The sequence below is a fragment of the Pedobacter sp. genome (assembly GCF_035317785.1).
Lineage (GTDB): Bacteria > Bacteroidota > Bacteroidia > Sphingobacteriales > Sphingobacteriaceae > Pedobacter.
Genome location: NZ_DATHGC010000212.1, coordinates 38953 through 47673, shown reverse-complemented (window position 1 = coordinate 47673; position 8721 = coordinate 38953). Strand labels below are relative to the sequence as shown.

At 46.5% G+C, this 8721-nt stretch carries 3 protein-coding genes and 1 pseudogene; all 4 read right to left on the bottom strand.

Annotation, left to right across the window (positions count from 1 at the left end; genetic code table 11):
• Positions 1-913, bottom strand: a pseudogene (locus VK541_RS13000) (hypothetical protein); the annotation flags it as partial.
• 82 nt (positions 914-995) lie between these two features.
• Entirely contained in the window at positions 996-3599 is a 2604-nt protein-coding gene (locus VK541_RS12995) for a discoidin domain-containing protein (protein WP_324370734.1), read from the bottom strand.
• 75 nt (positions 3600-3674) lie between these two features.
• The gene (locus tag VK541_RS12990; RefSeq protein ID WP_324370732.1) at positions 3675-5183 is read right to left on the bottom strand and encodes a RagB/SusD family nutrient uptake outer membrane protein; all 1509 of its coding nucleotides are present in this window, start codon (positions 5181-5183) and stop codon (positions 3675-3677) included.
• Positions 5184-5200: 17 nt separating this feature from the next.
• Positions 5201-8683, bottom strand: a complete 3483-nt coding sequence (locus VK541_RS12985; RefSeq protein WP_324370730.1) for a TonB-dependent receptor — start codon at positions 8681-8683, stop codon at positions 5201-5203.
• Positions 8684-8721: the final 38 nt, after the last annotated feature.

The window sequence follows — 8721 nt, the reverse complement described above, 5'->3', positions numbered from 1 at the left end:
CTGTACCTTTAATCACCAAAAGCTGCTGAATGACAGGCACCAGGGCTATACTGTTCTCTATATTCTCGCCATCTCTCGGTACATAAAACACAATCCCGTCCGGATCTGTAAAAAATTCGCCGCCTGCATCTAAAAAATCTTTTTCGCCTTCGAAAAAGAACTGTGCGCTGTTGTCCAGCTTATTCCAGGGCTGCATGGGCTTGCCCCCAATGTAAACTGCGGATTCGAAAAAAGAGACTCTGCGCACGTGCTTTTTGGTCCTGTCCCAGGCGTGGTTTACCGAGATGACCAGATCCTCCAAAGGTTTATTTACCGGCAATACACCAAGCTGTTCGGCAGTTAGCGTAATCTTTTGAACCGCAGATCTCTTATTGGCATCCACCTCAATTTCGGCAACGCTTTTCACTTTAAAATCAGTGCCTTCATTGGGTGTTCTGGCACTTATTGCCCTTTTGCCATTCACAAAAAGCTGCTGAATATCACCACCGTACTTACCCATATCACCCAACTCAACTTTCCACAAATGATCTGATACTTTTTGGAATATGGGAAGGCGGACAGCTCCGGTAAAAACACATCTTGCGCCTTTTTTGCCCCGGATGATTAATGGCGCTGCAGCAGTACCAGAATCCTCGGCAGTAAATTCCATGGGGTCCGTCAGGTAATAAATTCCAGGCGTAATGATAATCTCGGCGGGTTCAGCGAGTGGTTGTTTTTTGCGCAGCTGGCTGATGTAGGCCTTTGCGGCGTTTAAACTGGCAAAAGGGGCTTTTGATGTCCCCGGATTACTGTCTTTGCCTTCCGGCGAAACATATACTGTAAGCGAAAAGGCACCGGCGCAATGCATCAATGAGATCAGCAGAATTAATGCCGACCTCATTGAGCTCAGATAGAGAGACTTATATTTGTTCATTACGTGCGTTTTAGAACTTCAGTTAAATTTATAAATCTTATAACCAAGTCTAAGTAACAACGCTATTACCAAATACAGGAGATTATTTGACGATCAGCTTCTTTTGTGTGATGTGACTGCCTTGCCTTACCGTAACGATATAAATTCCTGATGAAAGTGAGGAGATCGGAATCTCCTGTACATCTGTTTCACCCGCCGAATTGTAAATCAGGCTTTTAACCCTTCTGGCCAGCATGTCAGAAAAATGAACCTCATAAAGTCCTTTTGCAGCATTCCGAACCGTTAATTTAACAAATTCGCTGGTAGGGTTTGGAGACAGGGCTATTGAAAATTTTCCCGTTAATTCTTCGTTTTCGCCGTCCAGCTTTTTATTGAGCTGGATTTCTCTGGCTGCTGCATTTGCTGCTATCCCGCTCGGCTCTTCAGTATCCGGGTTGTAAAAATTAATGTCATCGAAATAAACCAGCTCACCAAAGGTATCTGTTCCATAACTAGCAAAAGCAAGACCGGTCAGCGTAGTGGCAGCCGAAGGGGCCTGGAACATCGTACAGGTATTAAGGGGTGTCCCATTCAGGTAAATCGTTGCAAGGTTAGCGGATTCATCTGCTTCAATTTTCAGGAGGTTCCATGCCGAAGTGGTACCTCTGGGTATCGTATTTGCACCTGCAATGACCTTTGTGAAACCTCCCCCCTCATTAGCTTTAATTGATCCGTCAGGCATCACAGCCAGATAAAAAATTGTATTTTCTGACCCAGAAGCCATGCCTAAAATCCGCATACTTATAAACTGGCCAGTAGGGATGGTTACTGCACGAAAACGAAATTCAAGGGTCTTTTTATTACTTGCTGCCTCAATCTTTTTTATCCCTGCGATATAACCTTCATTGCCATCATATAAAGTAAGTGCCCGATTGCTCTGATATCCGTAAACATCCCGCACAGAGATCCCGTGTTTACTTGCTATGTTGCCATAAAGCGCATACCCGTAAGGGATCATGCCATGAACTACACTTGTTGGGGTAGCGGCATTGGCTTCAAAAGTACTGGCGGTCTGGTACAATTCAAGTTCAGCAATACCTATCTGTCCAGAACCAGACACCGTAACCCTGACGTATCGGGCCAGCCTAGGGGGAATATCCTTATAATGGATGTTGCGGTGAGTACTATCTGGATGAGCTGCATAAGCGGCAACCTCCACCCAGCTGCTCAAATCCTCAGAAAGCTCTACTTTGGCCGACTGTACCTTATCATAAAGCATGGCCAGACCAACAGAATTGATGTTGTACTTTTTCTGAAGATCCAGCTGTAAAACGCCACTGCCTGTACCGATAGCAGAGCTCCAATAATCCACACTTCCGTCAAAGGCACCTAAGTGCCTGGTCTCGGGGTGATTTGCATCTGTATAATTAAGGGTGGTTTGTGCCGTCATCACATTTGCCCATCCTCCAAGAATTTTCTTCTTGAGGTCGATCCTGTTTTGGCGGTTGGTCACGATCTCAAAAGATTTCTGCCAGATGCTAAAAGGATTTGGGTTGGGATGACGCAGGGGGATGTAAGGGTCATCACTAGTGTGATAAACCCAATCTGCCCCGGTATCCCCGTATTGTATAAACCGGTTGTAACCAAGCGGTACTGTTGCCAGGTAATTGGTTGATTGTTTTCCTTTGACAGCGAGGGACCATAAACCCGGGCTTTCAGCAAAAGTAGTCATTGGATAAGTCCAGTTGTCACCATTACCATCGTAAGAAAAAGCCATATGCGAATTTGGGCGGCCATAACTGAGCATCATGATTCCATTCGGCATCAGCTGTAAAAAAGGATCAACACTCTCGTTAAAATCATCACCACTGGTTGATGCACCTCCCAATCCCGGAAGAAAGGCAGCTTGAGTCCAATGTAGCCCTTTATCCGTAGACCGGCAGTATTTGATGGGTACACGTTGACCAGCCCTGAATACAGCTAGAAAATCGCCATTACTGCATACTGCAACAGTTACTTCATCGTATGATGCACCGGCATCTTTACCCGGGCTTGTAATGTCACCAACCCAGTTCCATGTAACGCCCTGGTCAACAGATTTTACCAGAACACACCTTGAGCCAGTGATGCCCTGATAAGCAGCATAAAACGGCAGGTATAATGCTCCTTCTGATTCAAATATGCCTCTGGTAATGATTACCCAATTGACATACATTGGAGCCGGAAAATTTAATGTGGCAGTAAGCGTATCAAAAGTGAGCCCATTATCTATCGATTTGTGATATTTAATTTCGAACTGACGCTCATTTATCCCATCCAAATCGCGCACTACTGAAGTAGGCATGCAGATGATGGTTCCATCTCTTTTTTTCAGGGCGTTGCCAAAATTTACTTTAATCTGGTTTCTTACTTTAGCCCAGTACCCCTCTCCTCCGTTCGGGGTGATCCTGTGGTGAAAACGCGGAATGGTATCCTTATTGTCTGCACTTATTGCCCAGCTCAACAGGATTTTCCTGGTCAAGTCACCATCTGTCTTTACTTCATCAAAACCGAAGGCCCTCGGAAACTGCATCCACATCTGCGAACTGGCAGGCAAACTATCTACCTTTTTTATAGGCGGATGGTAAAGCTGAACAATTGAGGATTGCGCAAAAACCTGCGCAGATAAACAGGTCATTAGCCCGAGTATAAATAAATATATTCTCATAACATTAATTTAGATTGGAGAGATAAGGGCCGGTCTTACAGTAAACCGCTAAGACCAGCCCAATAATATTGGTCATCAGTAGCCCGGATTCTGCCTCACATTCGGTTCAAGGGAAAGAACAGCATTGGAAATCGGGAAGAGCAGCAGATGCTGATTCGGATCAGGCTGAGCGGCCAGACTTGGAACCAGCTCATAGGCCTTTCCAAAACGCACCAAATCCCACCACCTTTTGCCTTCGACCACCAGTTCGAGCAGCCTTTCATTTAAAATGGCTTCATCGTTCTGAGCCTGACTGCCGCTTACAAAAATATGGGCGGGGTAATTTATCCCGTAGGCCCGCTGTCTGACCTGGTTGATCTCCGCAGACGGGTCCTGGCCTATTGCGTTTTTAACCTCGGCTTTCATCAGTAAAATATCCGCAAGCCTGAAAATGATGACATCATCCAGAAACGCACGCACTGAATTGATCACCGTGCCTTTAAACTTCATGGTAACCGTACCCGAATAGCCGGTCTGAACACACTGAGCATTATAGGTATACAAGTCGATAAAGGTGCTGCGCTTTCTTTGGTCATCATCAGTAAATTTATTGCGCACGGCCGGCGAGAGCTGCCAATTGTGATTAGAAATCGTTCCCGGATTCTGCACACCGATAGCATCTTTGTCTGCCTGAGGCGTGCAGACAGGAACACTCATACCGTAGCTGTAATTGGTATACCCGGTGGCTCCTTCACCATCCGCCAGACGCAGGCCCATGATGATCTCATTATTGCCTTTATTGGTATAGCTAAAAACGTCAGCAAAGTTTGTCAGCAGGCTCAGCGGGGCAGCTGTCTGCACTTCGTTGATCGCAGCAAGGGCCGTATTGAAATCCGCGGCACCACCGTTCAGCCGTTTGCCGGTCCACAAATAAACTTCGGCTTTAACTGCGTTGGCTGCAGGCTTTGACCACTTAGCGCGGCCGGTGCCGAGCGCATTGCCCGGATATAGCTGGATTGCCTTTTCCAGATCAGCTTTGATCAGGCTAAAAACCGCTTCCTTAGGTGATCTCTCGCTCAGGCTGCCCGTTGCAGGGTCATATCCTTCCATATGCTCGGTACGGATGATCAGGTCTCCCCAGGTTTTCGTCATGATGAAATAGACATAAGCCCTCATCGTATAAGCCTCAGCCAGTACCGCGTTTTTAGCCGCTTCAGACGAAAACGTAATAGAAGGTACGTATTTGATGACCAGGTTGGCCGTATTGATAATGGTATAATATCCCTGCCAGGACGGACCTGCGCTTGCAGGTGTCAGTAAATTCTCATAATAGAGATTGAAAAGCGGAGCTGCTGTACCAGTTACAAAGACATCACTCCTGGCCTCCCCAAAAAAGAAGGTATTGTATTGATTGCCCTGGTTGGTGGCCTGAAGCCTCAATTGATGGTACATTGCGTTTGTGCCTGCCAGAGCATCACTTTCCGTTTTCCAGAAGGACGCAGCAGTTATCGAACTCACCGGTTCCAGGTCAATGGCCTTTTTGCAAGATGGCATAAGACCTGTGATCAGGGCCATACCTATCAGAATTTTATATATTTCTTTCATGATTTTATACTTTATGATTAGAAGGTAAGCGTTGCGCCAAAGATGAAATTCCGGGGTAAGGCATAGCGGCCATTATCCGTTCCTCCGTCTTCCGTATTATTGGGTATTACTCCGTTACGCACCGGCTGCCTGAAATAATGCAGGTTGTTTCCGGTCGCATTCAGCCTCAAACTGTTCATCTTCAGTTTCTGCATTACCTTCAGGGGTATGGTATAGCTCAGGGTCACCTCCCTCAAAGCGAGGTAATCTGATTTGGTGTAATAGGTACTGTTTCCCCTGGTGATGTTTGATTTTGTATCCAGGTAGACATATCGCGGCACATCCGTCACGTCGCCCTGCTGCTTCCAGGATTGTTCCCAGAATTGTTTTGAGGGGCTTGAATCGCCGGTACCATTTGAATTGGAGATCTGCTGCAGCTGATTATAGCTGGTATGTCCTGTGGCATAATCCATACACACCGATAAATTGAAATTCTTGTAGTTGAAGTAATTGGAAAACCCACCCGTCCATACCGGGAAAGGATTGCCTATATAAACTGCATCAAAAGCATTGATGATGCCATTGCCATCCGTATCCTGCCAGATCACATCTCCCGCGGCTGCCTTTCCATTTGGATTATTTCTGGCGCCGTTCAGCATATCTACAGGGGCATTTGCAGCATCCGCGTCGGTAGCATAGATGCCTATTTGTTTGTAAGCAAAGAGATCCCCAATGCGTCCGCCTTCCTGCAATCCGCCGGCCCAGACATAGGTCTGGGTTTTAGCATCCCAGATCTGCATGCCGCCTACACGGTTCTTTTCCACGCCGCTTGGTGGCAGTTCCCGTATGGTGTTTTTAATTTGCGCTGCATTAAAAGAAGCTTCCCATTGAAAAGCTGATGAAGGCGGCAGGATCCGGGCACTTAGCTCCAGCTCAATGCCTTTTCCTTCCAGGCTTCCATAGTTCGTCTTTATGGTCCCAAAACCTGTAGAAGGCGGTAAACTTAGATTCGTCAGCAGGTTGTCTGTAACCCTTCTGAACACATCAAACAAGATGTTTATCCTGTTTTTGAAGAGTCCGATATCAGCGCCGAAATCGAGGGTTTTGGACTCTTCCCATCGCAAAGTAGGATTGGGAAAAAGCGTATTCTGAATGGCTGAACTCCCGAGGTAAATTGCGTTGGCAGAGTATATACCCTGAGATTCATAATCCCCGAGGCCTGAGATATTACCATTGACACCATAACTGGCACGCAGTTTTACGCGTAAAAGATCAGGTGGCAATGCTTTCCAGAAATTCTCTTCATGCATATTCCAGCCGGCAGAAAAACCCGGGAAAAACCCCCACTTGTAGGAGTTCCCAAGGTTAGAAGCCCCGTCATACCTTCCATTAAGCGTTAAAAGATATTTTTGCTCATAGTCATAGTTTATACCGTACAGGTAAGACATGATCCCGCGCTGGTTTAACGAGCTGGATACAGAAACAGGAGTAGCAGCAGCATTGAGCGTAATGATATTATCTGTAGCCGCTCCGCGGCCGCTGGCAACTAAGGTCGTGGTATCCCTGCCAAAATAAGTAAATCCTGCAACAGCACTTAAGTTGTGCTTACCGCCAAATTGTTTTTTATAATTAAAAAGTGCATCAACTTGTTTTTGTCTGAATGAGCCCTGTGTGGCTGAGGTAGCGCGGGCATTGTTGAGTGTCCGCGCGATGACACCTGAATAAAAAGCTGGCTGGAAAAGATCAATCCGGGCCTCCTGGTTGTACATGGATACCTGAGGGTCAAAAGACAGTCCTGGCAACAGCTCCCAGTGCGAGCCAAGCGACAGCGTTAGTTTTTGTTTTTGCATTTCATCGCCTTTCACATCAAACAGGGGAAAGTAATAGTCTGGATTCCCGATACCCGCATCACGGCCATGGGCAAGTTCTCCGTCTTCGTAGCTGTACTTCATGGAAGGAGCCAGGGCAGCATACCTCAGGGCAATATTTGCCGGACTGCCCAGAAGGCGGTTACTGTTGTCGCCCGAACCTGTATAATTCACACGAGCATTAAACGAGAGGTTGTCTCTTGCCTTGATATCCCCATTCAGGTTCATACTGAGCCTCTGGTAATCGGTATTCCTGATTGTTCCCTGGGCAGACATATAACCTACGCCGGCACTGAAGGTCGAGCGCTCTGTGCCTCCCGCTATGGAAACATGATGATTTTGCGAAAGACCTGTCCTGTAAACATACTTGCTGAAATCTGTATTCTTGAAAATAATGGTCTTTGTGGGGTCTGCCGGATCTGGCATGCTTTCCCAGCCTTCGTTCAGTTTGTATTGATTCGCAGGTGTAAGATACTGTGTGGTAGCCTGCGTATTTTTGGTCAGATCGTTGCCTGTTCCATAAGCCCGTGCCTCTGTCAGCAGGGTGTTTTCGGAAGTCGCCCCTCCGGAACGGCCGACACCCCTCACCGATGAGCGTATGGCGTTGATGTAATCTCTTGCCCCGACATATTCATAATCAATGATCGTATTAGAGGAAGTCACATCATATTTATAAGTTACTTTGGTTGGCCCCGGTTTTCCTGATTTGGTCTTCACCAGCACTACTCCATTTGAGCCCCTGGCCCCGTAGATAGACGTGGCGGCGGCATCTTTAAGCACCTGCATAGATTCAATATCATCAGCAGAAATATCGTCCAGATCACCCCTTATAATTCCGTCTACAATATATAACGGAACCGCACCGTTTGGATTGTTTATAGACGTACCACCCCTTACAATTACCCGCGGTGCGGCTCCCGGCTGACCGGATGTAGACTGTACCCTAACTCCAGGCAGTGCTCCCTGCAGCGCTGTCGCCAGGTTTTGATAAGGGACATTTTCTAAAATCCTGTTGTCCAGTTTGGAGATGGCTGTTGTGAGTGTATTCCTGATCTGCGAGGAATATCCGGTGACCACAACCTCTGTTAATTTCGAAATGTTTTCCTGTAAGGTGATGTTGATTTCCGTTTTACCGGCTACAAGAATTTCCCGGGTGATGTAGCCGATGAAGCTGACAACGAGCACACTTCCTTCAGGAGTATTGATGCTGAACTTTCCGTTAGTATCTGTGGAAGCTCCAATATTTTTGTCCTTCACCTTTATGCTGACCCCGGCCAATGGCATGCCTGCTTCATCAGTTACAAGTCCTTTAATATCAATGTTTAAGACAGCCGTGTTCAGTAAATTCTGTAAAACAGGTTCTTTTTCCCGGATCACAATGGTTTTCCCGTTTACAGTGTAACCCAAACCCTGATCCGAAAGGACCTGGTTCAGCACTTCATCAACCTTCATATTTTTGAAGTTTGCACTGATCTGCCGCTTGTTTTTCAACTGCGACGATTTCCATACGATATTATAACCGGTTTGTAGTTTGATCTGTTCAAAGACCTGTTTTATACTGGCCCGGTTTTGCTGCATGGTTATGCTCTGAGCAAGCGTCGCAGCGCTGACCTGCATCAAAGTAGCTATCAATATCACGGTGGTTAATCGCATAATAAGCCAAATTTTATGGATATACCCTTTAAGTATAC

What these genes read in the sequence shown, in the direction of transcription:
- VK541_RS12990 (WP_324370732.1), bottom strand. Translation starts at nt 5,183, where the DNA reads ATGAAAGAAATATATAAAATTCTGATAGGTATGGCCCTGATCACAGGT.
- VK541_RS12995 (WP_324370734.1), bottom strand. Translation starts at nt 3,599, where the DNA reads ATGAGAATATATTTATTTATACTCGGGCTAATGACCTGTTTATCTGCG.
- VK541_RS12985 (WP_324370730.1), bottom strand. Translation starts at nt 8,683, where the DNA reads ATGCGATTAACCACCGTGATATTGATAGCTACTTTGATGCAGGTCAGC.